The 25,819-nt window shown below is 66.6% G+C and carries 31 protein-coding genes and 1 pseudogene; 21 read left to right on the forward strand and 11 right to left on the reverse strand.

The window, feature by feature from the left end:
* Nucleotides 1-9: 9 nt before the first annotated feature.
* A complete protein-coding gene (gene rbpA / locus ACVWWN_RS21270; protein WP_457145614.1) occupies nucleotides 10-348 on the reverse strand; it encodes an RNA polymerase-binding protein RbpA in 339 nt (112 codons plus the stop codon).
* A 120-nt stretch (nucleotides 349-468) separates the two neighbouring features.
* On the opposite strand from rbpA, the gene ACVWWN_RS21275 reads away from it, so the two are divergent.
* The 10 genes from ACVWWN_RS21275 (at nucleotide 469) to ACVWWN_RS21320 (ending at nucleotide 8,755) form a co-directional block, all read left to right on the forward strand.
* A complete protein-coding gene (locus ACVWWN_RS21275) occupies nucleotides 469-798 on the forward strand; it encodes a hypothetical protein (protein WP_457145615.1) in 330 nt (109 codons plus the stop codon).
* 84 nt (nucleotides 799-882) lie between these two features.
* The gene (locus tag ACVWWN_RS21280) at nucleotides 883-2,142 is read left to right on the forward strand and encodes an alpha/beta fold hydrolase (protein WP_457145616.1); all 1,260 of its coding nucleotides are present in this window, start codon (nucleotides 883-885) and stop codon (nucleotides 2,140-2,142) included.
* 94 nt (nucleotides 2,143-2,236) lie between these two features.
* On the forward strand, nucleotides 2,237-2,950 hold the full coding sequence (locus ACVWWN_RS21285; protein ID WP_457145617.1) for a hypothetical protein: 714 nt from the start codon (nucleotides 2,237-2,239) through the stop codon (nucleotides 2,948-2,950).
* Between the two features lie 159 nt (nucleotides 2,951-3,109).
* A complete protein-coding gene (locus ACVWWN_RS21290) occupies nucleotides 3,110-3,892 on the forward strand; it encodes an ABC transporter permease (RefSeq protein WP_457149216.1) in 783 nt (260 codons plus the stop codon).
* Nucleotides 3,889-4,626 (forward strand): ABC transporter ATP-binding protein, encoded by a 738-nt coding sequence (locus ACVWWN_RS21295; RefSeq protein WP_457145618.1) that lies wholly within the window; start codon nucleotides 3,889-3,891, stop codon nucleotides 4,624-4,626. The genes ACVWWN_RS21290 and ACVWWN_RS21295 overlap by 4 nt, the downstream gene beginning before the upstream one ends.
* 25 nt (nucleotides 4,627-4,651) lie before the next feature.
* Nucleotides 4,652-5,683 carry an ABC transporter substrate-binding protein gene (locus ACVWWN_RS21300; protein WP_457145619.1) on the forward strand — a complete coding sequence of 344 codons (1,032 nt, stop codon included), beginning with the start codon at nucleotides 4,652-4,654 and terminating at the stop codon, nucleotides 5,681-5,683.
* Nucleotides 5,684-5,694: 11 nt separating this feature from the next.
* Entirely contained in the window at nucleotides 5,695-6,786 is a 1,092-nt protein-coding gene (locus ACVWWN_RS21305) for an LLM class flavin-dependent oxidoreductase (protein WP_457145620.1), read from the forward strand.
* Nucleotides 6,787-6,841: 55 nt separating this feature from the next.
* Entirely contained in the window at nucleotides 6,842-7,423 is a 582-nt protein-coding gene (locus ACVWWN_RS21310) for a hypothetical protein (RefSeq protein WP_457145621.1), read from the forward strand.
* A gap of 22 nt (nucleotides 7,424-7,445) precedes the next feature.
* Complete coding sequence (locus tag ACVWWN_RS21315) at nucleotides 7,446-7,829, forward strand: ArsR/SmtB family transcription factor (RefSeq protein ID WP_457145622.1); 384 nt, start codon at nucleotides 7,446-7,448, stop codon at nucleotides 7,827-7,829.
* Complete coding sequence (locus tag ACVWWN_RS21320) at nucleotides 7,829-8,755, forward strand: cation diffusion facilitator family transporter (protein WP_457145623.1); 927 nt, start codon at nucleotides 7,829-7,831, stop codon at nucleotides 8,753-8,755. The genes ACVWWN_RS21315 and ACVWWN_RS21320 overlap by 1 nt, the downstream gene beginning before the upstream one ends.
* Here ACVWWN_RS21320 and ACVWWN_RS21325 read toward each other — a convergent pair.
* Nucleotides 8,745-9,425: a hypothetical protein gene (locus ACVWWN_RS21325; protein WP_457145624.1), complete on the reverse strand. Its 681-nt coding sequence runs from the start codon at nucleotides 9,423-9,425 to the stop codon at nucleotides 8,745-8,747. The two genes, ACVWWN_RS21320 and ACVWWN_RS21325, sit on opposite strands and share 11 nt — an antisense overlap.
* Before the next feature lie 75 nt (nucleotides 9,426-9,500).
* On the opposite strand from ACVWWN_RS21325, the gene ACVWWN_RS21330 reads away from it, so the two are divergent.
* The 6 genes and pseudogenes from ACVWWN_RS21330 to ACVWWN_RS21355 all read left to right on the forward strand — a co-directional run bounded on the left by ACVWWN_RS21330 (nucleotide 9,501) and on the right by ACVWWN_RS21355 (nucleotide 14,468).
* Nucleotides 9,501-11,009: a carboxylesterase/lipase family protein gene (locus ACVWWN_RS21330; RefSeq protein ID WP_457145625.1), complete on the forward strand. Its 1,509-nt coding sequence runs from the start codon at nucleotides 9,501-9,503 to the stop codon at nucleotides 11,007-11,009.
* Nucleotides 11,010-11,067: 58 nt separating this feature from the next.
* The gene (locus ACVWWN_RS21335) at nucleotides 11,068-13,017 is read left to right on the forward strand and encodes a primary-amine oxidase (RefSeq protein WP_457145626.1); all 1,950 of its coding nucleotides are present in this window, start codon (nucleotides 11,068-11,070) and stop codon (nucleotides 13,015-13,017) included.
* Nucleotides 13,018-13,125: 108 nt separating this feature from the next.
* Nucleotides 13,126-13,386: a hypothetical protein gene (locus tag ACVWWN_RS21340; protein ID WP_457145627.1), complete on the forward strand. Its 261-nt coding sequence runs from the start codon at nucleotides 13,126-13,128 to the stop codon at nucleotides 13,384-13,386.
* 101 nt (nucleotides 13,387-13,487) lie between these two features.
* A pseudogene (locus tag ACVWWN_RS21345) lies at nucleotides 13,488-13,676 on the forward strand (DUF7064 domain-containing protein); the annotation flags it as partial.
* 132 nt (nucleotides 13,677-13,808) lie between these two features.
* Entirely contained in the window at nucleotides 13,809-14,138 is a 330-nt protein-coding gene (locus ACVWWN_RS21350; RefSeq protein WP_457149217.1) for a YnfA family protein, read from the forward strand.
* Nucleotides 14,139-14,252: 114 nt separating this feature from the next.
* A complete protein-coding gene (locus ACVWWN_RS21355) occupies nucleotides 14,253-14,468 on the forward strand; it encodes a DUF2945 domain-containing protein (protein ID WP_457145628.1) in 216 nt (71 codons plus the stop codon).
* On the opposite strand, the gene ACVWWN_RS21360 is transcribed toward ACVWWN_RS21355, so the two are convergent.
* Nucleotides 14,465-15,349, reverse strand: a complete 885-nt coding sequence (locus tag ACVWWN_RS21360) for an SCO6745 family protein (protein ID WP_457145629.1) — start codon at nucleotides 15,347-15,349, stop codon at nucleotides 14,465-14,467. The two genes, ACVWWN_RS21355 and ACVWWN_RS21360, sit on opposite strands and share 4 nt — an antisense overlap.
* A gap of 21 nt (nucleotides 15,350-15,370) precedes the next feature.
* Nucleotides 15,371-16,078, reverse strand: a complete 708-nt coding sequence (locus tag ACVWWN_RS21365) for a FadR/GntR family transcriptional regulator (RefSeq protein WP_457145630.1) — start codon at nucleotides 16,076-16,078, stop codon at nucleotides 15,371-15,373.
* Between the two features lie 124 nt (nucleotides 16,079-16,202).
* Between ACVWWN_RS21365 and ACVWWN_RS21370 the strand changes: the two genes are divergently transcribed.
* A complete protein-coding gene (locus ACVWWN_RS21370) occupies nucleotides 16,203-16,721 on the forward strand; it encodes a gluconokinase (protein WP_457145631.1) in 519 nt (172 codons plus the stop codon).
* Nucleotides 16,718-18,193, forward strand: coding sequence for a GntP family permease (locus ACVWWN_RS21375; protein WP_457145632.1), 1,476 nt, complete (start codon nucleotides 16,718-16,720; stop codon nucleotides 18,191-18,193). Before ACVWWN_RS21370 ends, ACVWWN_RS21375 begins: the two co-directional genes overlap by 4 nt.
* 13 nt (nucleotides 18,194-18,206) lie before the next feature.
* Here the strand turns inward: ACVWWN_RS21375 and ACVWWN_RS21380 are convergent, their stop codons facing one another.
* The 4 genes from ACVWWN_RS21380 to ACVWWN_RS21395 form a co-directional block, all read right to left on the reverse strand.
* Nucleotides 18,207-18,701, reverse strand: a complete 495-nt coding sequence (locus ACVWWN_RS21380; RefSeq protein ID WP_457145633.1) for an RDD family protein — start codon at nucleotides 18,699-18,701, stop codon at nucleotides 18,207-18,209.
* 115 nt (nucleotides 18,702-18,816) lie between these two features.
* Nucleotides 18,817-19,758, reverse strand: a complete 942-nt coding sequence (locus tag ACVWWN_RS21385; RefSeq protein WP_457145634.1) for a DoxX family membrane protein — start codon at nucleotides 19,756-19,758, stop codon at nucleotides 18,817-18,819.
* Between the two features lie 36 nt (nucleotides 19,759-19,794).
* Nucleotides 19,795-20,301 (reverse strand): DUF6328 family protein, encoded by a 507-nt coding sequence (locus ACVWWN_RS21390; RefSeq protein ID WP_457145635.1) that lies wholly within the window; start codon nucleotides 20,299-20,301, stop codon nucleotides 19,795-19,797.
* The gene (locus ACVWWN_RS21395; RefSeq protein WP_457145636.1) at nucleotides 20,276-20,866 is read right to left on the reverse strand and encodes a dihydrofolate reductase family protein; all 591 of its coding nucleotides are present in this window, start codon (nucleotides 20,864-20,866) and stop codon (nucleotides 20,276-20,278) included. The genes ACVWWN_RS21390 and ACVWWN_RS21395 overlap by 26 nt, the downstream gene beginning before the upstream one ends.
* Nucleotides 20,867-20,944: 78 nt before the next feature.
* Here ACVWWN_RS21395 and ACVWWN_RS21400 point away from each other — a divergent pair, with 78 nt between their 5' ends.
* The 3 genes from ACVWWN_RS21400 (at nucleotide 20,945) to ACVWWN_RS21410 (ending at nucleotide 22,940) form a co-directional block, all read left to right on the forward strand.
* Entirely contained in the window at nucleotides 20,945-22,342 is a 1,398-nt protein-coding gene (locus tag ACVWWN_RS21400) for a xylulokinase (RefSeq protein ID WP_457145637.1), read from the forward strand.
* Nucleotides 22,343-22,471: 129 nt separating this feature from the next.
* On the forward strand, nucleotides 22,472-22,711 hold the full coding sequence (locus ACVWWN_RS21405; RefSeq protein WP_457145638.1) for a DUF6400 family protein: 240 nt from the start codon (nucleotides 22,472-22,474) through the stop codon (nucleotides 22,709-22,711).
* Complete coding sequence (locus tag ACVWWN_RS21410) at nucleotides 22,698-22,940, forward strand: hypothetical protein (protein ID WP_457145639.1); 243 nt, start codon at nucleotides 22,698-22,700, stop codon at nucleotides 22,938-22,940. The genes ACVWWN_RS21405 and ACVWWN_RS21410 overlap by 14 nt, the downstream gene beginning before the upstream one ends.
* Here ACVWWN_RS21410 and ACVWWN_RS21415 read toward each other — a convergent pair whose 3' ends face one another.
* The 3 genes from ACVWWN_RS21415 to ACVWWN_RS21425 are packed head-to-tail and all read right to left on the reverse strand — an operon-like array spanning nucleotide 22,941 to nucleotide 25,581.
* Nucleotides 22,941-23,858: a LysR family transcriptional regulator gene (locus ACVWWN_RS21415; RefSeq protein WP_457145640.1), complete on the reverse strand. Its 918-nt coding sequence runs from the start codon at nucleotides 23,856-23,858 to the stop codon at nucleotides 22,941-22,943.
* Between the two features lie 60 nt (nucleotides 23,859-23,918).
* Nucleotides 23,919-24,167 carry a hypothetical protein gene (locus ACVWWN_RS21420; RefSeq protein ID WP_457145641.1) on the reverse strand — a complete coding sequence of 83 codons (249 nt, stop codon included), beginning with the start codon at nucleotides 24,165-24,167 and terminating at the stop codon, nucleotides 23,919-23,921.
* 25 nt (nucleotides 24,168-24,192) lie between these two features.
* The gene (locus tag ACVWWN_RS21425; RefSeq protein ID WP_457145642.1) at nucleotides 24,193-25,581 is read right to left on the reverse strand and encodes an L-serine ammonia-lyase; all 1,389 of its coding nucleotides are present in this window, start codon (nucleotides 25,579-25,581) and stop codon (nucleotides 24,193-24,195) included.
* Between the last annotated feature and the right edge of the window lie 238 nt (nucleotides 25,582-25,819).

Below are 25,819 nucleotides of genomic sequence, written 5' to 3' on the forward strand. Positions count from 1 at the left end.
CGTCACCCGCTAGTTGCCGCGGCGGCGGGCCTTGATGATGTCCAGGCGCTCCTTGAGCAGCTCGTCGAGCTCCTCGACCGAGCGGCGCTCCAGCAGCATGTCCCAGTGGGTGCGCGGCGGCTTGACTTTCTTCGGCTCCGGAACGTCACCCTCGACCAGGGTGCCCTCCATGCCGTTGCGGCATAGCCAGGTGCCGGGGATCTCGGCGTCGTCGGCGAACGGGACGTCGAACTCTTCGCCGTTGTCGGTGCGGTACCGGGCGACCTGACGCGGCGCCAGGTCGTGGTTGCGGTCGGTCTCGTAGCTCACGGCTCCGAGGCGACTGCCTCTCAAAACACGATCTGCCATCGTCATCACTCCTCAATACGCAAATGGTCCGGATTAACAACGCAGCAACGCGGTGCGCAGTTCCCGACTCGACCGTTGATGATACCGGGATCTGGAGGGGCTTCGGTTTACAGTCGGCCCGTGGCTCGTCGTCTTCGTCCCCAACCCTGCCGGTGGTGCGGCCGCGAGGTCGCCGACGCGGGGATGGGCCGGCGCAGACAATACTGCAGGCAGTCGTGCCGCCAGCGCGCCTACGAGCAGCGCGCGACGGTCAAAGGCACGTCGCTGGCGCCGGACTCCGTGGTGCTCAGCGCCGACGAGGCGTTGGAGCTGTCCGACCGCGTCTACCAGGTCAGATGCGCCGCCGAGGACGTCGCGACGGCGGTCGAGGAAGGCGCCGCCGGCGCCGAGCTGCGGGAACTTTGCGATGCCCTGATGCAGGCAGCAAAGGCGGCCGACGGCTGGCGGTAGTCGTCACGGGTTTGCGCGCTGAACATCGCCGGGCGGTCAACCGTCATACGATGACCATCGACAGAAACCCGAGATCGGACCGCTGTGCCTTTGTCCACACCCGAGTCGACGCCCCCCACGACGGAGTCGCGCGCCAAGGGAGTGTGGCGGTTCGACGATTTCGTCCTCGACACCCAGCGCTACGAACTGCGCTGCGGCGATCGGGTGATCCGCGTCGAACCACAGGTGTTCGACGTGCTGACCCAGCTGATCAGAAACCACCAGCGATTCGTGTCCAAGGAGGAACTCTTCGATTCGGTGTGGGGTGGTCGTTTCGTCGGTGAGGCGGCACTGACCAGCCGCATCAAGGCGGCCCGCCGCGCGCTCGGCGATGACGGCGAGGCTCAGTGCTACATCAGGACTGTCCGCGGGCGGGGCTACCAGTTCGTCGGAACCGTGCAAGCCGTGGAGCCGCGCGATGTTCCTGTCGCGGTGCCCGTCGAGCCGCCCCCCGCGGAACCGGCGCCCCCCCGTCAGCACATCGCGTTCTGCCGGGCGGCCGACGGTGTGCGGTTGGCGTATGCGGTTGCGGGGGAAGGCCCGCCGCTGGTGCGGGCCGCCAACTGGATGACCCACCTCGGATATGACATCGAGAGCCCGGTCTGGAAACACTGGGTTCGCGATCTGTCGTCGCAGCACACCTTCATCCGGTATGACGAGCGCGGTTGCGGCCTATCCGATTGGGAGGCAAGCGATTTCTGCTTCAACGACTGGGTGGCCGACCTCGAATCGGTGGTGGAGGCACTGAATCTGGAGCGATTTCCGTTGCTGGGCGTGTCACAGGGCGGCGCGGTCGCGGTTGCCTATGCCGCGCGCCACCCGGAGCGGGTCAGCAAGCTGGTGCTGTGCGGCGCCTACGGCCGGGGGCGCGCGGTGCGGGCCGTCGGCGAGGAGGAGAAGCGCGCCGCGGCCCTGGATCTCGATCTGGCCCGGGTGGGCTGGGGTCGCGACGACCCGGCGTTTCGGCAGGTGTTCGCCGCGCAGTTCCTGCCCGACGGCACCCGAGCCGACTGGGCGGCGTTCGATCAACTGCAGCGGCGCACCACCTCGCCGGAGAATGCGGTGCGGTTCCTCCAGGAGTTCGGGCGCATCGACGTGCGCGACGAAGCGCAGCGGGTCGCGTGCCCGACGCTGATCATGCACTCCAGCGACGATCACCGCGTGCCGATGCGGTTCGGCGAGGAACTCGCCTCCCTGATCCCCGAATCGCGGCTGGTGGCGCTTTCCAGCAACAACCACCTGTTGACCGCGACCGAACCGGCATGGCAGGTGTTTCGCCAGGAGATCACCGTGTTCCTCGCGTGATCTCGCTCGAGTTCGCTTCATCTCGGTTGAGTTCTCCAGGCAATCTCCACACATTCTTCATGTAGTGCGGCTTTGATCCATCCATGCTGGTCACATGAAAAATCACCTACGCACCCTGATCGTGGGTGTCAGCGCGCTCCTCGCCCTGGGCACCCTCTCCGCATGCTCCGGTGGCACCTCCACCGAAGCGAAGTCCACCCCGGCGCCGGCGCCGGCCACCATTGAGGCGCCCACCCCCACCGCGTTTCCGCAGTCGGCCAGATACATCGCCGACATGAAAGCCGCCGACGGCAAGACGATGACCATCGGCATCTCCGTCGACGGCGCCGACATCGCGGCCTATGCCTGCAACGGCACCGACGACGAGGCCTGGTTCTTCGGCAACCAGGCGGACGGGAAGATCGACATCACGTCCCGGTTCAAGGACACCCTCACGGCGTCGTTCGACGGCACCAACGTCGACGGCGATCTGATCATGAACGGCACTCCCTACAAATTCAACGCGGCTCCCGTGAGCGGTGTGGCGGGCATGTACACCGCCGCCGTCGAAGGTGTCCGCGCATCGTGGGTGGTTCGTGAGGACGGCAGCGCGATCGGCGTCCAATTCAACGGCGGCGTCAGCGGGCGCGACTTCGAGCAGGCCGAACTCCAGCAACTCAACGAGCAGCAGTTCCGCAACGGCGTTCGGAACAAGCGGCAGCTACAGCAGGCCCAGCAGATCACGCTGCTGGCCAACAAGTCGGCACGCTCGAGCATCAACGGCAATGAGGTGACACCGACTCTCGTCAACGGCACCTTCCGCCTTTGATCAACTGACGACCAACGGCCTTGCCGGAGTGCGCGATTCAACGCTCACTTCGGCGGGGCCGTTCATCTTTGCATCATGAAGAATGAAACCCTTCAAGCCCCCGACGGCGGCCGCTAACATCGTCTCACCGTGACCAGTCCCGTCGAGTTGACTCTGCCGATGACATCAACTCGGACCCCCACCAGCAGGTGGGGTCAGCGCAAGTGGGTGATCGTCCGGCTGGCATCGCCGGTGGTGCTGCTCCTGTTATGGCAGCTCGGCAGCGCGATCGGGCTCATTCCGGACGACGTGCTGCCCGCCCCGTCATTGATCATGCAGGCCGGTGTCGCGCTGATCGAGAACGGTCAGTTGGCCGATGCGCTGCGGGTCTCCGGCGTCAGGGTGCTCGAGGGTCTGGTGCTCGGCGGAGTGCTCGGCGTCGCATTGGGAACCGCGGTGGGCCTGTCCCGCTGGTTCGAGGCCACCGTCGACCCGCCGATGCAGATGGTCCGCGCGCTTCCGCACCTCGGGCTGATCCCGCTGTTCATCCTCTGGTTCGGTATCGGCGAACTCCCCAAGGTGCTGCTGGTGGCACTCGGGGTGAGTTTCCCGCTCTACCTCAACACCTTCTCCGCGATCCGCCAGGTCGACCCGAAGCTGTTCGAAACGGCGCAGGTGCTCGGCTTTTCGTTCTGGCAGCGGTTCCGCACCATCATCGTGCCCAGCGCGGCGCCGCAAATCCTGGTCGGGCTCCGGCAGTCGCTCGCGATCGCCTGGTTGACGTTGATCGTCGCCGAGCAGATCAACGCGGACAAAGGAATCGGATTCCTCATCAACAATGCGCGGGACTTCCTGCGCATCGACATCATCATCTTCGGATTGATCGTGTACGCACTGCTCGGCATCGGCACCGACGCCGTCGTCCGCGCACTGGAACGACGAGCATTGAGGTACCGCGCATGACCGCTACCGTCCAACGCCGAACCGAGGTCGCCGGTGAACTGCGCGACGTCAACAAGTGGTACGGCGAACACCACGTGCTCACCAACGTCTCCCTGCGGATCGACCGGGGCGAGATCGTCGCGCTCATCGGCCGCAGCGGATCGGGCAAGTCGACGGTGCTGCGGGTGCTGGCCGGGCTGTCGCCCGACCACACCGGCAGCCGCACGGTGACGGGAGCACCCGCGCTGGCGTTCCAGGAGCCGCGCCTGTTCCCGTGGCGCGACGTACGCACCAACGTCACCTATGGATTGAACAGGAGCAAACTGCGGCGCGACGAGGTCGTCGCGCGGGCCGACCGGGCGCTGGCCGATGTCGGACTGGCCGACCGCGCCGGTGTGTGGCCGTCGACGCTGTCCGGTGGGCAGGCTCAACGGGTTTCGTTGGCCCGGGCGCTGGTCGCCGAACCCGAACTGCTACTGCTCGACGAGCCGTTCGGGGCACTCGACGCGCTGACCCGGTTGACCATGCGCGGCTTGCTGCTCGAGCTGTGGCGCGAACACGGATTCGGTGTGCTGCTGGTGACCCACGACGTCGACGAGGCCGTCGCGCTGGCCGACCGCGTACTCGTACTCGACGACGGACGCGTGACGCACGCACTCACGATCGGCGAGCCGCGCGTGCCGCCCGGCGAAGCCCGCCCCGAGACCGAGCACTACCGTGCCGAGCTGCTCGACCAGCTCGGCGTGCGGATCTGACGAGTCGATCGAGGAAGGGATCCACATGCCCGCGTCACAGCGGCCGTTCGTGCTGCGCCTTGTTGTTCTGTCCGCTCTGGTCGGGCTGCTCGCGGGCTGCGTCTCGCGGCCGGACAGCCAGGGTGCCCAGGCGGCGCCGCCGGCGGTGCCGCTGTCCGAGCTGACCGGACTGACGCTGCAGGTGGGCGATCAGAAGGGCGGCACCGAGTCGCTGCTGCGCGCCGCCGGAGCCCTGGACAACCTGCCGTACCAGGTCGCGTTCTCCACCTTCACATCCGGGCCGCCCCAGATCGAGGCCGCGACGGCGGGCAAGATCGACTTCGCGATCACCGGAAACACACCACCGATCTTCGGTGCCGCGGCGAACGCGAAGGTGAAAGTGGTGTCCGCCTACGATGGCAGTGGCCGCGGCGACAGAATTCTGGTGCCCGCCGATTCGCCGGTGCACGGGATCATCGATCTGCGCGGCAAGAAGATCGCGCTGGGCAAGGGCAGCTCTGCACACGGCAATGTGCTGGCCCAGCTCGACCGCGCCGGCCTTTCGCCGTCCGATGTGACGCTGATCTTCCTGCAACCGGCCGACGCACTCGGCGCATTCAAGCAGCGGCAGGTCGACGCGTGGGCCACCTGGGACCCGTACACCGCCTCGGCGGAGGCCGATATCCCGGTGCGCAGCATCGCCGAGGCCACCGACGTCACCAATGGCGCAGGTTTCGGCGTCGCTTCGAATGAGGCGCTGGCCGATCCGAAACGGAGCACGGCGCTGAGCGACCTACTGGTTCGCTATGCGAAAGCGGTGCGCTGGGCGAAGGACAATCCCGACAAGTGGGCGCAGAGTTACGCTGCCGCAGTTGGTTTGGATCCGAAGGTGGCCGCCGCATCCCAGGCTCGCAGTTTGCGGTTGCCGACAGCGCTGTCGGATGAACTGGTGGCTTCCGAACAGGACCTCGCCGATCTGTTCGCGAAGTCCGGGCAGATCGCCGCCGCACCGCAATTCACGAACTGGGTCGATCATCGCTACGACGATGTGCTCAATCCCTTACTGATCAATCGTTGACGAGGAGCTCAATGCCCGCGAAATTCTTCTGGTTCCTGCCCACCAACGGCGACAGCCGCTCCATCGTGGGGGCCTCGCACGCCTCGTCGCATCACACGGTGCCCGCCAACTACCGGCCACCGAGCCGTCGCTATCTCGCCGAGGTGGCGCGGGCCGCCGACCGGCTGGGCTACGAAGGAGTGCTCACGCCCACCGGCACATGGTGTGAGGACGCCTGGCTGACAGCCTCGGCGCTGCTGGCCGAAACCGAACGACTGAAGTTCCTCGTCGCGTTCCGGCCTGGTCTGGTGCCGCCCACGCTGGCGGCACAGCAGACCGCCACTCTGCAGCGTTTTTCGGAGGGTCGCGTGCTGCTCAACATCGTCAGCGGAGGCGACGATCTTGAGCAGCGGCGGTTCGGCGACTGGCTCGGCCATGACGAGCGCTACGCCAGGACAGGCGAATTCCTGCACATCGTCAACTCGGTGTGGCGCCAGGACTCGCTGGACTTCGAGGGAAAGCACTACACCGTCAAGGATGCGAGGGTTTCCGCGCCGCCGGATCCGTTGCCGCAGATCTACTTCGGCGGATCGTCACCCGCCGCGCTGCCCATCGCGGCCGAATACGTCGACGTCTACCTGACCTGGGGTGAGCCACCGCAGGCCGCGGCCGCCAAGATCGACAGGGTGCGCGCACTGGCCGCCGAGCGTGGGCGAAACCTGCGCTTCGGGATCCGGTTGCACACCATCAGCCGCGACACCTCAGCGGCGGCGTGGGCGGTCGCCGACGAGCTGCTGGCCGAGCTGTCTCCCGACCAGATCGCCAAAGCCACTGAGCTGCACGCTAAATCGGAGTCAGAAGGTCAGCGGCGGATGACGGCGCTGCACGGCGGCCGAGTCGACCGGCTCGAGATCTACCCGAACCTGTGGGCCGGGGTGGGGTTGGTCCGCGGCGGCGCGGGGACCGCGCTGGTGGGCAGCCACCAGGAAGTGGCGAACCTGATCTATGAGTACCACTCGCTGGGCTTCGACGAGTTCATCCTCTCCGGCTACCCACACCTGGAGGAGGCGTACTGGTTCGGGGAGGGGGTGCTGCCGCTGCTCAAGCAAAAGGGCGTCGCCTGATCCGCGGTTGCGGCGTGTCGTTGGCCCTTGCGCAGCGCAGCCGTCAAGCTGAGGTGTGGACGAATGGTTCGAACGCAGCCCGTTCGTCGGGTTCGCGCCGTGGATCATCTACTGGGTCGTCGCCGACGGCCCCAGCACGTGGATGTTCGGTGCCATCTGTGCGGTGCTCTCGGCGTTGATCCTCGGCGTGTCGGTGGGCCGGGGCGGCCCGCGACTGCTCGAGGTGGTCACGATCGTGTTTTTCATCGCGGTGACCATCGTCGGAATGGTCGTCGGCGCCGAGGACCGCGATTGGATGGATGCTTATGCGACAACGCTTTCCAGCGGCGTGCTGGCGGCAATGTCGCTGATCTCGCTGGCGTTCGTCCCGTTCACCGCGCAGTACGCTCCCGATCCGGCCCGACGCGAGGAGTGGGAAGAGGCGGCGTTCCGGCGCACCAACCTGGTGCTGACGCTGATGTGGGCCCTGGTGTTGGCGCTCATCGCGGTCCTCGGGTTCGTCGCCGTGAACTCGCCGTCCACCGTCAACTGGACCAAGGCCGTGATACCGCTCGTCGTGATCGTCGGCGCGGTCGGGATGACCCAGATCTATCCGGAGAAGGCCCGGGCAAACGCCCGACCGCAGGGCGCCGCCTGACCCACTGCGCTACTATCTGCGTATGAATGCAGATAAGCAGGTGCGTGCCCGGCGGCTCGCCGTCGAACAGGCCGCCCTGGTCGTCGAGGTGTTCCGGATGCTGGCCGACCACACCCGCGTGCAGCTGCTGTGGGCGCTCGCCGACCACGAGATGTCGGTCAACGACCTGGCGAACCTGGTCGACAAGCCCGCACCGTCGGTGTCTCAGCACCTGGCGAAGCTGCGCATGGCGCGGCTGGTGCGAACGCGCCGCGACGGCACCCAGATGTTCTATCGCCTCGAGAACGACCACGTGCGGCAGCTGGTCACCGACGCCGTGTACAACGCGGAGCACGCGGCCGGCGGGGTGCCCGCTCACCACCTCGCCGATCGCGAACTGCGCGTGGTCAACGAGGGGCCGAGCTGATGGGCGTCGGCCACAGCCACGACCATGCCGACCGGGTCGACGGTGCGCTCCGGGACAGTGCTGCCGGCATCCGCGCCGTCAAGATCAGCCTGCTCGTCCTCGGCATCACCGCGGCTGCGCAGGCGGCGATCGTCGTCGTGTCCGGGTCGGTGGCGCTCTTCGCCGATACGGTGCACAACTTCTCCGATGCCCTGACCGCCGTGCCGTTGTGGATCGCCTTCTCGGTGAGCCGACGGGCCGCGACGCGTCGGTACACCTACGGCTTCGGACGCGTAGAGGACCTGGCCGGCCTGTTTGTCGTCGCGATGATCGCGATCTCGGCTGTGGTCGCCGCGGTCGAAGCCGTCCACCGGCTGATCGAGCCGACTCCGCTCACGCACCTGAGTTGGGTCGCCGCGGCCGGAGTCGTAGGCTTCGTCGGCAACGAACTGGTCGCCCTGTACCGGATCCGAGTCGGGAGGCGGATCGGGTCTGCGGCCCTGCGTGCCGACGGAATGCACGCGCGCGCAGACGGTTTGACGTCATTGGCCGTTGTGGCGGGTGCGATCGGAGCCGCGCTGGGCTTTCCCGCGGCCGACCCGATCATCGGCCTGCTCATCGCCTGCGCCATCGGCGCGGTGCTGGTGGTGGCGGCCCGCGACGTCTTCGGCAGGCTGCTGGACCGGGTGGATCCCGAGCTCGTGGACACCGCGCATGCGGTGTTGGGGGCCCGTCCGCAGGTCCGCCGGGTGAGGCGGGTGAGGATGCGCTGGATCGGCCATCAACTGGAGGCAGACGCCGAGCTCGACGTCGATCCGTCACTGAGCCTGGCCGAGGCGCACAGCCTGGCGCACGGCGCAGAACACGAGCTGGCGCACGCCATTCCGAAACTCGGTTCCGTCATCGTGCATGCCTATCCGGCCCACGAGGCGGCGGTCAACAGCTGAACATCTTGCCGATCTGCGGCGGAGCTGTCGCCGGTTGCAGACAGCCGAACGGTTCCACGCCCGCATCGCTGAACCTGGCAGCGGACTGATGGGCGTAGTTCACGCAGAACAGCCCGGCCTGGTCGCTGCGGCAGCGGAAGTCACCGAAGGCCAACGCCTGCCCATACGGCAGCTGGGCGCCGTCGCCCTTGACGAAGGGGCCGGGGTCCCCGTGCAGTGAGCCGATCTGAACAGTGGTGCCGTCGTAGTCGATCCACCCGCCTTTCCATTCGCCCTCGGCGTCGGCCGGCCTCGGGGGTGGATCGGCCAGCTCCACCAGACACGTCAGCGCACCGCCGTTGTACTGCGCATCGGTGAGACAGTTGGTCTTGCCGGACGGGGTGACGAACGCGACGTCGTCGCCGAGATCGGTGGTGGCGCCGTCGCGAGTCGCGACATGAAACGTGCCGGGGTCGGCAGGGGAGCCCGCCTCGATCCACTTGACGACTTCGCCGATCGGGGCCCCCTGAACCGGCGGCTTGGCCGGAACTGTGGAGGTCGGTGGCGGGGTGGTGCGTGACGTGCTCGGCGGCGCGGCCGGGGAGGGCGACGACTTTTCCGCATCGCCGCCCACCGAACTGGAGCACCCCGCCACCAGCACAGACGCCGCGATCAGCACAGCTCTCCGCATATCGGCAAGGCTAGCGGGCCGACACCCGATCGCCTGCCAGGCGCGGCGGCGAGTGTTCCACGCTACCTTCGGATGATGCACGAACACACTGTCCGCGCAACCACCGCCTCGGGCACCGTCGAAGGTTTCACCCGCGACGGAGTTAACCGCTGGCGCTCGATTCCGTACGCCCGTCCGCCGGTCGGGCCGCTGCGCCTGCGGGCTCCGCAACCGGTGCAGCCGTGGCGGGGAGTGAGGTACTGCCACGGATTCGGCAACTGTGCGCCACAGCAGCGCATGTACACCATCCTCGCCCCGGGCAAGTACCAGCCGATGGGTGAGGACTGCCTGACACTCAACGTCGTCGCCCCCGAGTCACCGGCCGATGCACCGCTTCCTGTCATGTTCTTCATCCACGGCGGCGGTTATTTCATGGGCAGTTCGGCGACGCCGATCTACGACGGCGCCGCCCTCGCGCGCCGCGGCTGCGTGTACGTCTCGGTCAACTACCGGCTCGGGGCACTGGGCTGCCTCGACCTGACGGCATTGTCGACGAAGGACATCGCCTTCGACGACAACCTCTACCTGCGCGACCTGGTGATGGCACTGAGCTGGGTACGCGACAACATCGCGACGTTCGGCGGCGACCCGGGCAACGTGACGATCTTCGGCGAGAGTGCGGGCGCACACGCCGTCGCCACGCTGCTGGCCGTGCCGGCGGCCAAAAGCTTGTTCGCCCAGGCCATCTCCGAGAGCCCCGCCGCCGGAATGGTGCGTACCCCCGGGGTGGCGACCCAGTACGCCACCGAGTTCGCCGCGCTGCTCGGCGCCCGCCCGGAGGACGGCGCGTCCACCGTGATGGCTGCCCGTCCCGCCGATCTGGTGAACGCGTTCGACCGGCTGGTGACCCATGGTCAACGCGCGATGCTCGGCGCATTCGCTGCGGGCCCGACCAGCGGCACGGAGTATCTGCCGCTGGACCCGGTCGAGGCGATGCGCACCGGCAAGGCGCACCGGATCCCTCTCATCGTCGGCACCAACGCCGAGGAGGCCCGGCTTTTCGGCCGATTCCTCAAACTGTTGCCGATGACCGAACCGATGATCGAGCGCGTGCTGGCGGTAGCGGAACCGGCTGAGCGCGAACGTATCACGGCCGCATACCCGGGCTATCCGGACCGAGCGGCATGCATCACTTTCGGTGGTGACTTCGCCTTCGGGTCGGCCGCCTGGCAGATTGCCGAGGCGCACAGCCGACACGCCCCGACGTATCTGTACCGCTACGACTACTCGCCGCGCACGCTGCGGTGGTCGGGCCTGGGCGCGACTCACGCAACAGAACTGCTGGCGGTTTTCGACGTCTACCGCACCAAGTTCGGCCGGCTGTTGACCGCCGCCGCAGATCGGCGTTCCGCGTTACGGGTCAGCAACGACATGCAGAGGCGGTGGCGCGCTTTCAGCCGAACCGGGGTGCCAGGCGATGGCTGGCCGGTCTACACCAGTCCAGAACGCGCGGTCATGGTGTTCGACCGCCGTGCCCGCCTCGAGTACGACCCGCACGCCGACCGCAGGCAGGCGTGGGAGGGATTCTCACTGGCCGGCCGCTGAATCCGTGCCGTGGGCGGAAATCGCTGCGCAGCGTCGACGGATGTGATTGCGTGACCTGGTGGCGTACCCACTGGACCCGCTCAGCGGCGACGAGTTCACAGCGGTGGCATCGATCCTGCACCGCGAGCACCAGGTTGGAGAGGGCTGGCGGTTTGCGTCCATCGAACTGATCGAACCGACCAAGGCCGAACTGCGGGGTTTCGACGACGGGGGACCGCGGCCGCCGCGGCGCGCGGAAGTGAACTGCCTGCACCGCGCGAGCAACGCCACCTACAAGAGCGTGGTGTCCCTGACCGACGACCGGGTGGAATCGTTCGAGCACATCCCGGGCGTGCAGGCCAACTTCACGGTCGACGAGTTCCTCGAATGCGATGAGCTCCTCAGGAACCATCCTGATGTCATTGCCACACTCGCCAAGCGCGGCATCACCGATATGGACCTGGTGTTCATGGACACCTGGACCTACGGCGACGCGGTCGCGCCGCCGGAGTACCGCGACCGCCGGATCGGCTGGTCGGACACCTGGCTCAAGGACGGAGCTGGTACGAATCCCTATGCCCACCCGGTGAGCGGACTGCACTGCGTCGTCGACCTGAACTCGATGGAACTGCTGCGGATCGAGGACGGCGGCCCGTTTTCCGGGGCTGGCGTCGAGCCTCCCACGGTGATGGGGGAGTACGTCCCCAAGCACATTCCGGAGAGCATCCGCGCCGGATCGCGGCGCGAACCGCTCAAACCCCTTCACGTCGATCAGCCCGAAGGTCCGTCGTTCACCCTCGACGGCAACCTGCTGCGTTGGCAGAACTGGTCGTTGCGGATCGGCTTCAACCATCGCGAAGGCATGACGCTGCACACCATCCGGTACCGCGACGGCGACCGTGAACGCTCTGTGGCGCACCGGATATCGCTGGCCGAGATGATCGTTCCGTACCGTGACTCGTCCGAGGACCACTACCGGCGCACCGCCTTCGACATCGGCGAATGGGGCCTCGGCTTCATGACCACGTCGCTGGAACTCGGCTGCGACTGTCTGGGTGAGATCCGTTATCTCGACGCGGTGCTGCACAACAGCAAGGGTGAGCCGTACACGATCACCAATGCCGTCTGCATCCACGAGGAAGACAACGCGGTGCTGTGGAAACACGTCGACCACGACATCGGCGCCGAAGTGCGGCGGATGCGGCGGCTCACCGTGTCCTCGCATGTGACCGTCGCCAACTACGAGTACCTCATCTACTGGCGGCTCTACCAGGACGGCAACATCGAGTGCGAGATCCGCGCCACCGGCATCATGGTGACCACTCCGGTGGCACCCGGGCAACCGCACCCGAACGGCACCCTGGTCGATGACCGTACGTACGCCCCGTATCACCAGCACTTCCTGGTGGCACGGCTCGACATGGACATCGACGGCACCGACAACACCGTCTTCATGACCGAATCACACGCCGAGCCGATGGGGCCCGACAATCCGTTCGGACTGTCGCTGGTGACCCGTAACCACCCGCTGCACACCGAAAGCCAGGGCAAACAGGACGTCAACTACGCGACCCAACGCGCGTGGAAAGTCGTCAACACCAACGTCGTCAACGGTCTCGGTACCCACCCGTCCTACAAGCTCGTTCCCAGTGGGGCGATTCCGCCCATGTTCGATCCGGACTCACCGGTGATCGAGCGCGCCAGCGTGATCGGCCACACGCTGTGGGTGACGCAGAATCATCCCGGCGAGCGTTGGCCCGCAGGAGAATTCGTCAACCAGTCGGCGAAAGACACCGGCCTGGCCAAGTGGACTCTGGCCAACCGCTCCATCGACAACACCGACGTGGTGATGTGGTACGTCTTCGGCATTCACCACATCACCCGGCCGGAGGACTGGCCGGTGATGCCGGTCGACATCGTGTCGTTCTGGCTCAAGCCGTTCGGATTCTTCGACCGCAACCCGTCGCTGGACGTGGTCGGCACGCCGCCGGACATGTGTCATACCGAGGCACATTCCGCCGGCCACTAACATCGACGGGATGCGGCCGAACGGGCCCACCCGGCGACCGGCGAGCCGCTGTGGAGCGCAAGCTGGTATCTGGACTTCGCCGATCCCGGACAAGGCGTCGGCGGGTGGGTGCGGCTGGGCCTGATGCCCAACGAGGGTACGGCGTGGGTCACCGCCTTGCTCTGTGGGCCGGATATTCCGACCACCGCGGTGGTGGATCTCGAGGCTCCCATGCCTTTCGACCCCGGCCGGGTGCGCACCGAAACGGTCGAACTCACCCACACGGCCACCGAACCGCTGCGGACGTACCGCGTCTCGCTGCGACGATCCGGCCGCCCCGCTGAGGGGGAGTCCGGCAGACCCGTCGCGTTGACGATGGACCTGGTGTGAACCACGAGCTGCAGGCCCTACCAGTACCGGTCACACCCCGATACGAAATCCCGTGCACGGTCGCGGGCACCGTTACCGCCGACGGCACCCACACCCACGGAGTGGACCTGCGAATCCCGGGCGCGCCGCCGATCGGCGTCGGCTACGTAGAGCGGCCGGGCGAGCTTGTCGAACTCGACGCGGTGACGGCCCGGGAAACCATGGGCGACAACGGCTTACCCATGAGCACCACGATCGTCCACAGACCGGGAGGGCTCACCGCCGACATCGACATCCGCGGGCACGCGCCGCTGCTCCTGACGTCTCCTGACAGTCGGCTCAGTCACTTGCCCCGCGCCTGGGCTGCCGCGAGCGTGCGTGCCTGCGGCCGACACGCCGAGATCCGACACGATGACGCGCACGTTCGCGGCAGGGTGATCGCCATGGTGTTGCTCAAATCCATCACGTTGTTCGCCCTGGCCGCGCTGTTGGAGATCGGCGGGGCGTGGCTGGTCTGGCAGGGCGTACGCGAGCACCGCGGTCTGCTCTGGGTCGGCTCCGGGATCATCGCCCTGGGCGCCTACGGTTTCGTCGCCGCGTTTCAGCCGGATCCCCATTTCGGCAGGGTGCTGGCGGCCTACGGTGGCGTGTTCATCGGCGGCTCGCTGATATGGGCAATGGTGGCCGACGGTTTCCGGCCCGACCGCTGGGATGTGCTCGGCGCGGCCGTCTGCCTCGCCGGGGTGGGCGTCATCATGTACGCACCGCGTTGACCGTGTCGATGTGAGACTGGCATATCCACCGGAACTGGCCGGCGGTACCGGAATGGCGGGCAGGCTCTGCACCTGTCGGGCGGGTTGACCGGTTCGATTGGGTACCCCACCCCGATGGCGAAGAAAGAGCTCCGTAAGGGCGACGAGGTGACATGGCAGAGCCACGGCAGCACCGCTGAAGGCGCCGTGGAGGAGAAGATCACCTCCGACACCGATGCCGCCGGCCGCACCGTCCGCGCGTCGAAGGACGAACCGCAGTATCGCGTGCGCAGCGACAAGAGTGGGAACGACGCCGTCCACAAACCTGAGGCACTGAAAAAGAAGAACTAGGCCAGGTGGACGCTGTCGTCGTCGAGGTTGTGCCGGCCAAGGCCCATCGGGGTGCTTGCAGGAACATCGCCCGCGGCAACCACTTTGCGGGTGATCGGCGTGAGGGCCCGAAACAGCGTCTCCATCTCGTCATCGTCGAGCACGTCGAGTGCCCTCAACGCCAGCCGGTCGGTGCAATCCTCGATGTGGAGCTTGAGTGCCCGGCCTGCGTCGGTGAGCTCGCCATCGCCGTCGAGCAGCCCGCGCCGCGCCAGCCGCTGTTGATACTGGCGCCATTGCTCGTCGTCGTAGTCGCGGGCGCGCATGATCATCGCCGGTGGGACGCGCCCCGCCGCGGCGTGCAGGACGTTGGACTCGCGCCCGGAGACGTCAGCGGCGGCAAGTACCGCGACATGCCCGTCGCCGCGATGTTCGCGCAACAAGGTCACGGCATGCCACAGCTTGGCCACGGGCTCCTCCGGCCAGTCCAGCGCGACATTCGCCGCGTACAGCGGGCGGCCGTCCAAGGCGGCTGCCTTGGCCGCCTTGGACGCCAGGTCGGCGGCGCGACCGGCCTCGTCCTCGGTGACGCCGTACCGGCGCAGGGCCGCGACGGCGGACTGCTCGCGCGCTCGCAGGGCCTCGGCGGGCGAGGTCACCTCCCAGGCTGCGGGCAGTGCTTTGGCGACGCGCTCGGGGGCGAAGTTGTAGAACGTGGCCGTCACCACCGCCGTCGGCACCACACCGAACGGGGCGGAGCGGGCTGCGAAGTAGCCCATCCAGAAGCCGCGGAAGCCGAGCCCGTCGAGTGCGGCGCGGGCTTCCGGTGCGAAGTATGTGACGGCATGCACGGGTTCGAAGCGATCGAAGAAACGCCGCGCCAGCCGGAGTTCTCTGTCCACCACCGCAGTTAACCAGACGGCTTACGAAAACTCCTCGGCCACAGCCGATGCCGCCTCGTCGATGATCTCTCGCATCGCTCGTTCGGCGCCGCCTTCGTCCCGCAGCCGGATCGCCCGCGCGACTTCGTCGTGCAACTCGATGGCCGCCGGGTTCGGGATCTCTGGCATCATGCCGTGGTGGGTGCGCCCGCTGAGCACCTCGGCCACGACTCCGTTAAGCGCGCGGAACATCTCGTTGCCGCTGGCGTCCAGCATCGTCTGATGGAAGATCTTGTCGGCCAGGAGATAGGCCTCGAGGTCGCCGGAGCGGCCGTGCACCACCATGTCCGACACCGCCGCCGCCATGATCCGGCAGTGCTGCGGGTCCGCGCGCCGGGCCGCCAGCGCCGCAGCGGCGGGTTCGAACCCCCGCCGCAACTCTGACAGTGACTCCAGTTGAGCGGTTCTGTCAGTTGACTCCAGCCGCCACCGAATCAGCATAGGATCGAACACATTCCAGCTCTTCGATGGCTGGATCGTGATGCCCACCCGGCGGCGCGACTCCACCATGCCCATCGATTCGAGCACCCGGATCGCCTCGCGCGCCACGCTCCGGGACACATTGTGTTGGGCACTGACGCCGTCCAGCGTGATCACCTCGCCCGGCGGATACCTGCCGGAGACGATCGCCGCGCCCAGGGCCGCCAGCAGATTGCTGTGCAGCGCGCCGACGATTGGATGCGAGTCCACGTATACATCGTGTCATATCTTTGCTGAACGTATATAAAGCCATATCTTTCAGATGTCCGATTGCAATCGTATGACTATTGAGGCATGCTGTGTGACGTCGAGCACAACTGGGTAGGTGGAGGATATGGCGTCACCAATCGTCGTCATGGGAGTTTCTGGTTCCGGTAAGTCGACCGTCGGCGCTGCGCTGGCGCAGCGGCTCCGGGTGCCGTTCGCCGACGCGGATGATTTTCACCCACCGGCCAACGTCGCCAAGATGACCGCGGGCGAAGCTCTTACCGACGACGACCGGTATCCCTGGCTGGAAGCGATCGGACAGTGGCTTGCCGAACGCTGCGAGAGCGGTGCGGTGATGAGCTGCTCGGCACTCAAACGCAAGTATCGGGACCAACTTCGGCGCCATTGCGCCGACGTGGTGTCCCTGCATCTCAGTGGTTCGCCCGAGGTCATCGGCAGGCGGCAGGCGAGCCGGCCCGGACATTTCATGCCCGCATCGCTGTTGGCTTCTCAGTTCGAAACGCTCGAGCCGCTGGATCCCGATGAACGCGGCATCACCATCGATGTCGATCAGGACATCGATGCCATCGTCGAAACCTATGTCGCGTCAACCGGTGCGCGCGCAACCGAACAGGAGAACCGATGACTTCAGAAGTGGGGTTGGCAGTCACCACCCTGGCGGCGGGCACCGAACTGGCCGAGCCGGTGGCCGCCGGCTGGCAGTTGGTGCTGGCTGCCCTGGCCGGGATCGCGCTCATCGTCGTGCTGATCACCGTCGCCAAACTGCATCCGTTCCTGGCGTTGATCTTCGGTGCGGTGACGGTGGGCATCGTGGCGGGGGAGAATGTCGGCGACGTGCTCGACTCGTTCGGCGACGGTTTCGGTACGACGGCGGCAGGCGTCGGCATCCTGATCGCGCTCGGGGCCATGTTCGCCAAACTTCTTGCGGATTCCGGCGGTGCCGACGAGATCGTCGACACCATCGTCGGACACGCCTCACCGCGGGCACTGCCGTGGGCAATGGCATTGGTAGGAGCCATCATCGGGCTCCCGATGTTCTTCGAGATCGGCCTTGTGCTGTTGATGCCGGTCATTTATCTCGTGGCCAAGCGGTCGCAGCTGTCCCTGATCACGGTGGGAATTCCCGCGCTGGCAGGGCTTTCCGCGATGCACGGGCTGGTACCACCGCATCCCGGGCCGCTGACAGCGATCGACCTGCTGGGCGCCGATCTGGGCATCACGCTGGCACTCGGTGTCGCCGTCGCGATCCCGACGGTCCTGGTGGCCGGGCCGTTGTTCGGCCGCCTCGCCGGCAAATGGGTGGTCATCGACATCCCGGATCGCTTCGAGGCCGACGACTTCGGCGGAAACAACGGCGGCGGGGGCGCGGCGGCGGACCCGGACGGTGGCGGCGGAACCCGAACCGACGTCCAAACGCGAGCGCGGACGCGCCCATCCTTCGGCGTCACGATGTTCAGCGTGCTACTTCCCGTCGCCCTCATGATGGGCAAAGCGCTGGCCGACATCTTCATTGATGACGAAAGCAATCTGGTGCGACAAATTTTCGACGTCCTCGGCCGCCCGCTGATGGCGCTGCTGATCGCCGTCGTCGTCGGTCTGTTCACGCTCGGCCGTGGGGCTTCGATGACCCGCGGTCAGATCGTCAAGTGCATCGAGATGTCGCTGCCTCCGGTTGCCGGCATCATCCTGATCGTCGCCGCGGGCGGCGGCTTCAAGCAGGTGCTCGTCGACACGGGCATCGGCACGCTATTGGCGGACTGGGCCAAGGGTGCCAATGTCTCGGTCATCCTGCTGGCCTGGGTGCTCGCCGTGTTGATCCGGCTGGCAACGGGTTCCGCGACGGTGGCCACCATCACCGCGTCGTCTCTGATGCTGGGACTGGTGGAAGGGATGAGCACCGGCGAGGTCTCGCTGGTGGTGCTGGCGGTCGGAGCAGGTTCGCTCTTCTTCTCCCACGTCAACGACGCTGGGTTCTGGCTGGTGAAGGAGTTCTTCGGAATGAGCGTCGGTCAGACGATCAAGTCGTGGTCGATCATGGAGACCGTACTCTCGGTCACCGGCCTGATCCTGGTGCTGCTGCTCGGGATCGTCATCTGACGTTCCGGGCGGCTCAGCCCTTGACGACCTGAGTGCCGCCGGCCAGTTCGTCATGCTTGCCCTGCTTTGTCGGGCTGCCGTTGATGGTCACGGCGATCACGATGATCGCAACGATGCCGAGCAGGCCACCGACGAAGGGAACGATCGGCAACAGGGTCCACGAGTTGCGGATCGCAGACTGCTGCGCAGTCGGCTTGGGCGCGCCGGCGGGGCCGTGCACGCTCAGGCCGAGCAGCTTCTTGCCCGGCGTCCAGCCCTGCGTGGTCTCGAAGGCCAGGAAGTACAGGAACGTCAGCAGGCCGGTGAACAACCCCGTGAACCAGTAGCTGGAAAGGGTGTCCGTGAGCAGGAAGAGCAACGAAGAAACGAGGCCGACGATGATGCCGTCGATGATGCGGGCGCCGAAGCGCAAGCCCAGGCCACCGGGCTCCCGGCCGCCGGTGGGCGGGCGATAGGCGCCCGGGTCGCCGTACTCCCCTGGCTGAGGTTCGAAGTTCGGGGTCGTCATGGGGTGGCTCCTGCCGCCGTGAGTGTTGCGGCAAATTTACCGCCCACGTGCCAACGCGCGGTGGATTTGACGCCCGGCGAATCAAATAGCACGGGCGGTGAGATGAAATTGCGGCTCAGCGCAGCTGTTTGCGGCTCTTCTTGGCCTGCTTGCGAGCCTGCTTGGCCTGTAATTTAGCACTGCTGGCCAGATCCTCGGCGCGTCCTCGAGCGAATTCGGCCAGCTCGGCACTTCGCGCCCGTGCGGTCTCGGCCAACTCAGGTGCGCGTTCGCGGGCAATGTCAGCGAACTCCGCGCCGCGGTCGCGGGCGACGTCGGCCAACTCCGCGCCGCGGTCGCGGGCGACGTCAGCCAGCCACGCTCCTCGTTCACGTGCCGATTCGGCCAGTTCAGGTGCGCGTTCACGGGCGACCTCGGCAAATCGCGCTCCTCGCTCGCGGGCAGTTTCGGCGATTTCGGGGGCACGCTCGCGGGCGACCTCCGCCAACTCCGCGCCGCGCTCACGTGCCACATGCAGCCCATGGCCCACCTTGTCGGCGAGCACGCTGTCGGCAAGCGCGCCACCCGACGCGGCCCCGATCGGAAGTGCGGTGCTGACTGCGCCGGATAGCTTGCCCGCCGCGCGGCGACCACGCCAGCCGAGCGACGGCTTGCCCTCGGTGTCGACCGCGGCGATGATCAGCCCGCCGATCAAGCTGATGTCGGTCAGGAACGCGCGGCGTTCCTCGGCCTTTCGCTGCGGATCGGTTTCGCTCCAAAAGCTATGGCCGCCAAGGCTGCCGGGGACCACGCTCAGCGCCAGAGTGGCCGAGGCCACCCGCGGCAGCTTGCCGGTCGCGAGCAACAACCCGCCACCGATCTGAACCGCAGCGTTGATCCGCGCGACAGTTTCGGCATTGGCGGGGACGTTCGTACCGACGGGATCGGGCAGCTTGCTCAAACCCTCAAGGGTGGGACGGGCCGCGTCGGCCGCCGGTTTGGGGCTGCGCAGAGCCTCGACACCTCGGCTGATGAAGGCCGCTGACAACATCGGGCGCGCAATTCGTCGGATCAACATGGCCGGTGGGTTCCCCCCCGTACTGCGACGCAAACCCTAGTAAGAGGTGTCCTGTCGGCGTCGGGCGGGGAACGGCACAGCGATCCAAAAGCAGGTAAGGCAGACGAGGGTGACGGCACCGGCGATCCAGGCCGCCGTGGGTCCCGCCACCGCCGAGAAGACCACCACGGCGACACCGCAGAGGGCGGCAGCCAGAAGGACCAGTCCGGCGATCGCATAGGCATGCGAGGCAGAGACCAGCAGGTTGAGGCGATGACGCCGGAACAGCACCCTGTGCATTGCGGCGGGTGCCACCAGCAACACGGTCGAGCCGATCGAGCAGGCCACGGTCGCCAGGTAGAGGTTCCTCATCGACGAGTCGAGCACGGTGAAGCGCTGCTGAAACGGCAACGTGAGCAGGAAGCCGGTCAGCAGCTGAACGCCGGTCTGGGCAACGCGCAGCTCCTGAAGCAAACTCGACCAATTACGGTCCAGCCGTTCGGCTTCCGTCTCGTCTCGGTCCGCGTCCCACCGCTTCTCAGCTCCGGGATGCTCGACGTCCACACGATGAGTCTGACAGTTGGGGGGTGTACTTCAACAGGGTTATCCCAGATTGGAAGGCCCTCGGCGGTTCGACCAGCCGCAGAGAGTCGATCGAGGTGCCGTCGGGAAACAGTCGCCTGCCGCGGCCTTGCACGGCGGGATAGACGAACAACCGGTACTCGTCGACCAGACCGGCCGCGATCAGCGCATGGGCCAGGGTGATGCTGCCCGTGAGCACGATGTCCCGCCCCGGCTTCCCCTTCAACTCAGCGGTTCGCTGCACGGGGTCGCCGGCGAGGACCGTGGAGTTGTCCCATCGCGGATCGGACATCGTCGAGGACGCCACATACTTGGCCACGCGATTCAAATAGTCGGTCACCCCGGTGGCGTCATCGGTCAGGTTGGGCCAATAGGCGCGGAAGTCCTCGAATGTTCGGCGCCCGACGAGCAGCGCGTCGGCCTGTTCGTCCTGACGGTGCGACTCGGCGAGAAGTTCGTCGTCCTGTGATTGAGGGTCGAACCAGTCGTCGAGCATCTCGACGGAGCCGTCGACGGTGATGTTCTGGGTGATGACGAGTTTGCGCATACCTATTTGGACATCGCGTCGGGAGCGAAGTCATCGGACAGCGGTCCGCCGGCCGATGACTGGAGTAACTTCGCAGGCGTGGCACTCGTTGCGGGCATCGACTCGTCCACCCAATCCTGCAAAGTCGTGATCTGCGACGCCGACACCGGTGCGGTCGTGCGCTCCTCGTCCTCACCGCATCCCGACGGCACCGAGATCGATCCACAACAGTGGTGGTCGGCGCTGCGAATCAGCATCGAGGCCGCCGGGGGAATCGACGATGTGGCGGCGGTGTCGGTCGGCGCGCAGCAGCACGGCATGGTCTGCCTCGACAGTTCGGGGCACATCGTGCGAGATGCGTTGCTGTGGAACGATACCCGGTCAGCGGACGCAGCCGCCGAGCTCGTCGAGGACCTCGGCGGCCCGACCGAATGGGCGAAACGTGTCGGCGTCGTTCCGGTCGCGGCGATCACTGCGACCAAGTTGCGCTGGCTGGCCGACCATGAGCCCGGCAACGCCGACGCGACCGCTGCGGTCTGCCTGCCCCACGACTGGCTGACGTGGCGGCTGAGCGGCTCGACCGATATCGGCACCCTGCGCACCGATCGTAGCGACGCAAGCGGAACAGGCTACTTCTCGTCGGAGACCGACAGCTACCAACCCGATCTGTTGGAGGTGGCGATGCGGGGCCGGCGACCCGCGGTGCCGACGGTGCTCGGTCCGTATGATTCGGCGGGCGACACGTCAGCCGGGGCGCTGCTCGGCCCGGGGGCCGGGGACAACGCGGCGGCGGCGCTCGGCCTGGGCGCCGGTCCCGGCGACTGCATCATCTCGCTCGGCACCTCGGGAGTGGTGAGTGCGGTCGGGACGGTCGCGCCGCATGATCCCGAAGGAATCGTGGCGAGCTTTGCCGATGCGACCGGACGTCAACTGCCGCTGGTCTGCACGCTCAACGGCGCGCCCGTACTGGCTTCCGTCGCCACGATGTTGGGGGTCGATTTCGGCGAGCTGGACCGGCTGGCCCTGTCGGCTCCCGCCGGCGCAGAGGGGCTCACCCTGGTGCCCTACCTGGACGGTGAACGATCGCCCAACCTTCCAAGGGCGGCGGGTGCGCTGCAGGGCATGACGACGCGAAACCTCACGTCTGTGAATGTCGCCCGCGCAGCCGTCGAAGGGCTGTTGAGCTCGATGGCCTTCTGCATTCAGAAGATCGCCACGCAGGGCGTGACTGTCGAGCGGATCATCCTGGTCGGTGGGGGAGCACGTTCGGAGGCGGTCCGGCGCATCGCTCCGTCCATCTGGGGCGCGCCCGTCCATGTGCCGACGCCCGCCGAGTACGTTGCGCTCGGCGCCGCGAGACAGGCGGCCTGGGCTTTGTCGCAACAGGATTCGCCTCCTGACTGGTCCTTCGGTGTCACCGCGAGCTACACCGGGGAATCGACACCCCGGGTGCTCGAGCAGTACGACGCCGCGCAGGGCCTGACGCTGGGCCAGTGAAGTGCGCGGCACCCCCGCTGGGTGCCGAGTGTGACGAATTTCTACCCGAGACAGTGACGCAGGTCATTGCGTGGAGCAGTTAGTTAGGGCAGCCTCACCGACATTGTTTACCCCGATGCTGGGAGCACGATGGCCGACACCGACTTTGCAGACTTCGCATACGACTTGACCTTCGACGAAGCGCGACGGCGCAGCGCCGTGCTCGAGGCGCTGGGCGACGAGTGGGACCCGATCGCGGTGCTCAGCGAAGAACAGAAGGCGTGCGACATGCTGTACTCCGATCTGGACGAGGAGCAGCAGCGGATCTACGACGTACTGGTCGGAGCGGGCGTACTTCACGATCGGACGGTCGACCGTGTTGCCGATTGATCCAACCGCTGACCGTGCCCGCCGGGCATGGCTGGAGTGCCCGAACTGCCGCCACGGCGCCGGGTGTTCGGATTGCCAATTACCGCGCAACTGCTCCGAGCACTGGCAGTATCTGCTGAGCAACAACGCCGCGGTGGTGCACCTGCAATGCCCGGGTTGCGCCCACCTGTGGTCGGTCGACACCCATGGCCGCGAACGCCAGGGCCGCCGGCAGCGCCGCGCCGCCTGATCACCCGGCTCTCGGCCGCGGCCACGGTGGTCGCGGTAGCCCGTCAACCGGCGGCGGCCGCATGCGGTCCAGCATCACCCGCAGCGGCGGCCACGTCGTGCGACCGCGGCGAGTAACGGCATACGCGGTCAGGATCGCTCGGGGTTCGGGCAACGGCAACACCTTGACGCCCCTGCCCGTTGGCCTGCCGATGGGTAGCAGTCCCACGCCGTAACCGGCCACGATCAAATCTTCCACCAGGTCGAGGCTGTCGATCTCGTGCGCAATCCGCGGGACGAATCCGGCCAGCGACGCCAGTGTGCGGACAGCGGCTTCGTCGGCGGTGTTACGGGAGTTGACGATCCACGGCCGGTCGGCGTACGCCGCGATGTCCGCGGGCCCGTCCGGGGTATCGGCGGGCACACCGAGGCCCCAAGCGACCGACCACAGCGGCAACGTCTCCAGCGCGGCGCCGGGTGACGCGGGAGCCAGGTTGTAGTCATATGTCAGCGCCAGGTCCAAGTCATCATCGGTGAGCAGCCTGAAGGCCTCGATCGGCTCGTATTCGCTGATCAAGATGTCGAGTGCGGGGTACCTTTCGGCGAGCCCGGAAACGATGGGCAGCAGCGAAACCCGGATACCGGTGGCGAACCCTCCCACGCGGACCGTGCCGGCGGGTTCGGCGTCGGGGTCGAGGTCCAGACGCGCACTGTCAACGGCCGCGAGAATCGTGACCGCGTGGTCGGCGAGGCGCTGGCCGGCCGGTGTGAGTCGAACCCGGCGGCCCTCCGGCTCGATCAGTTGGGCGCCGGTCTCCCTTGCCGGAGCGGCGATCTGCTGCGAGACCGTCGATGTGGTGAGGCGATGCGCCTCGGCGACGGCACGCATGGATCCAAGCCTGGACAGCGCGAGGAGAAGACCTAATCGTCGAGTGTCCATCGACTCTATTGTCGACGATCACCGAACGATATCGCGCCAAAGGGCGCGATTTCCTGAACGTTAGTGGCCTACCGGCCGGCGGGAGAGGTGCGGCCGGAAGTCCGTCGCCCGCCGTAGGAGGTTCTGGTCGGCCTCCTCGAGGGGAATCGCGTCGAACACGTCGACAACGGCATCGAAGCGACGCATCACCCGGCGCGAATTGATGCCGAAATTCACGAACGATTCGTCGTTGGGAGGTTCTGGCTGCGGTGCCCAATCGAGGACGAAGGTGAGAATTCTGCGGTCATACCAGTCAAGGTGCATCCTCATCGTTCCCTCCTCACCCGCGCGAGCGTCAGCATTCGACGTAGTTGACGGGGACGTTGACGGCGAGGCCTCCTCTGGAGGTTTCCTTATATTTGGAGTGCATGTCGGCGCCGGTCGTGCGCATGGTCTCGATGACCTGATCGAGTGTCACGTGGTGCATGCCGTCTCCACGCAGGGCCATCCGTGCGGCGTTGATGGCCTTGCCTGCGGAGATCGCGTTGCGTTCGATGCAGGGTATCTGAACCAGTCCGCCGACCGGGTCGCAAGTCAATCCGAGACTGTGTTCCATCGCGATCTCGGCGGCGTTCTCCACCTGTTCCGTTGTGCCACCGAGGATTTCGGCAAGACCGGCGGCGGCCATCGAGGCAGCGGAGCCGACTTCGCCTTGACAGCCGACCTCGGCTCCGGAGATGGAGGCGCGCTCCTTGTAGAGCGAGCCGATGGCGCCGGCGGCCAGCAGGAACCGAATCGCCGTCTCGTCCGGATCGCGTCGACCGGCAGCGGTGTAATGCACGGCGTAATGCAGGACCGCGGGCACGATCCCGGCGGCACCGTTGGTCGGGGCGGTGACGATCCGTCCTCCGGAGGCGTTTTCTTCATTGACTGCCAGGGCAACGAGGTTGACCCAGTCTTCGGCGAATTCGGGTCGCCGGTCGGGATCCTCGTTGCTGAGGCGCTCGTACCAGTCCTTCGCTCTGCGGCGAACCCGCAATGATCCCGGTAGGTAGCCATCGCGGGTGATCCCGCGCTTCTCGCACTCGACCATGACGTCACGAATGTGGAGTAGTCGATCGTGGATCTCGCTGGTCGTTCGGCTTTCGCATTCGATGCTGAGCATCAATTCGCTCACGGGGCACTGGCGCGCGCGGCAGAGTTCGAGCATTTCCTTGGCGGAACCGAAGGCCAAGCCCGTTGTGGCAGGGGCGCGCCCACCGGAGTCCTGGCTTTCTGCCTCGGTGACGACGAAGCCGCCACCGACCGAGAAGTACGTCTGGCGATGGACCTCCGAACCATCGGCGGCCACGGCGGTCAGCGTCATGCCATTGGGGTGGAACGGCAGGATCGTCAAAGGCCGCAGCACGATGTCCGACTCGGTGAGCGCGATCTCGCGGAAGCCGCCCAGTGAGATACGTCCCGTGCTGCGCATGACGTCGATGCGCTGTTCCAGCCGCTCGGACTCGATCTCTTCGGGTCGATTGCCTTCGAGTCCCAGAAGCACCGCGGTCATCGTGCCGTGTCCGGCGCCGGTCGCGGCGAGCGAGCCGTACAGATCGACCCGGACATTCGCCACCTCGTCGAGGGCACCCAGCGTGTGCAGGTCGGCGACGAACCTGGCCGCCGCCCGCATGGGACCCACCGTATGAGAACTCGACGGGCCGATACCTACCGAGAAGAGGTCGAACACGCTGATGGTCATCCGGTGACCATTCCCTTCTGGCTGGGTGGCGGTGAAGCCATCGCATGAATTGATCGACATGTGATATATGAGTCGTGCTACAACAGTAGGTCAGGATGACGACGAGGTCAAGGGCGTGCCGAGGCTGTTCGGACCGGGCCGACACAGGCGCTTTTCGGACTGGTGGGCCAGGCTTGACCGCTCGACCGCGGGTGACATACATTACAATCACGTTGACGTATTAGAAGATGCGTCTGAA

It is taken from the genome of Mycobacterium sp. URHB0021 (assembly GCF_054057895.1).

Excerpts from the sequence above, each read along its gene's own strand:
- rbpA (WP_457145614.1), bottom strand. The coding sequence starts at position 348 with ATGGCAGATCGTGTTTTGAGAGGCAGTCGCCTCGGAGCCGTGAGCTAC.
- ACVWWN_RS21285 (WP_457145617.1), top strand. The coding sequence starts at position 2,237 with ATGAAAAATCACCTACGCACCCTGATCGTGGGTGTCAGCGCGCTCCTC.
- ACVWWN_RS21290 (WP_457149216.1), top strand. The coding sequence starts at position 3,110 with ATGACATCAACTCGGACCCCCACCAGCAGGTGGGGTCAGCGCAAGTGG.
- ACVWWN_RS21295 (WP_457145618.1), top strand. The coding sequence starts at position 3,889 with ATGACCGCTACCGTCCAACGCCGAACCGAGGTCGCCGGTGAACTGCGC.
- ACVWWN_RS21300 (WP_457145619.1), top strand. The coding sequence starts at position 4,652 with ATGCCCGCGTCACAGCGGCCGTTCGTGCTGCGCCTTGTTGTTCTGTCC.
- ACVWWN_RS21305 (WP_457145620.1), top strand. The coding sequence starts at position 5,695 with ATGCCCGCGAAATTCTTCTGGTTCCTGCCCACCAACGGCGACAGCCGC.
- ACVWWN_RS21315 (WP_457145622.1), top strand. The coding sequence starts at position 7,446 with ATGAATGCAGATAAGCAGGTGCGTGCCCGGCGGCTCGCCGTCGAACAG.
- ACVWWN_RS21320 (WP_457145623.1), top strand. The coding sequence starts at position 7,829 with ATGGGCGTCGGCCACAGCCACGACCATGCCGACCGGGTCGACGGTGCG.
- ACVWWN_RS21325 (WP_457145624.1), bottom strand. The coding sequence starts at position 9,425 with ATGCGGAGAGCTGTGCTGATCGCGGCGTCTGTGCTGGTGGCGGGGTGC.
- ACVWWN_RS21330 (WP_457145625.1), top strand. The coding sequence starts at position 9,501 with ATGCACGAACACACTGTCCGCGCAACCACCGCCTCGGGCACCGTCGAA.
- ACVWWN_RS21350 (WP_457149217.1), top strand. The coding sequence starts at position 13,809 with ATGGTGTTGCTCAAATCCATCACGTTGTTCGCCCTGGCCGCGCTGTTG.
- ACVWWN_RS21355 (WP_457145628.1), top strand. The coding sequence starts at position 14,253 with ATGGCGAAGAAAGAGCTCCGTAAGGGCGACGAGGTGACATGGCAGAGC.
- ACVWWN_RS21370 (WP_457145631.1), top strand. The coding sequence starts at position 16,203 with ATGGCGTCACCAATCGTCGTCATGGGAGTTTCTGGTTCCGGTAAGTCG.
- ACVWWN_RS21375 (WP_457145632.1), top strand. The coding sequence starts at position 16,718 with ATGACTTCAGAAGTGGGGTTGGCAGTCACCACCCTGGCGGCGGGCACC.
- ACVWWN_RS21380 (WP_457145633.1), bottom strand. The coding sequence starts at position 18,701 with ATGACGACCCCGAACTTCGAACCTCAGCCAGGGGAGTACGGCGACCCG.
- ACVWWN_RS21385 (WP_457145634.1), bottom strand. The coding sequence starts at position 19,758 with ATGTTGATCCGACGAATTGCGCGCCCGATGTTGTCAGCGGCCTTCATC.
- ACVWWN_RS21395 (WP_457145636.1), bottom strand. The coding sequence starts at position 20,866 with ATGCGCAAACTCGTCATCACCCAGAACATCACCGTCGACGGCTCCGTC.
- ACVWWN_RS21405 (WP_457145638.1), top strand. The coding sequence starts at position 22,472 with ATGGCCGACACCGACTTTGCAGACTTCGCATACGACTTGACCTTCGAC.
- ACVWWN_RS21415 (WP_457145640.1), bottom strand. The coding sequence starts at position 23,858 with ATGGACACTCGACGATTAGGTCTTCTCCTCGCGCTGTCCAGGCTTGGA.
- ACVWWN_RS21420 (WP_457145641.1), bottom strand. The coding sequence starts at position 24,167 with ATGAGGATGCACCTTGACTGGTATGACCGCAGAATTCTCACCTTCGTC.
- ACVWWN_RS21425 (WP_457145642.1), bottom strand. The coding sequence starts at position 25,581 with ATGACCATCAGCGTGTTCGACCTCTTCTCGGTAGGTATCGGCCCGTCG.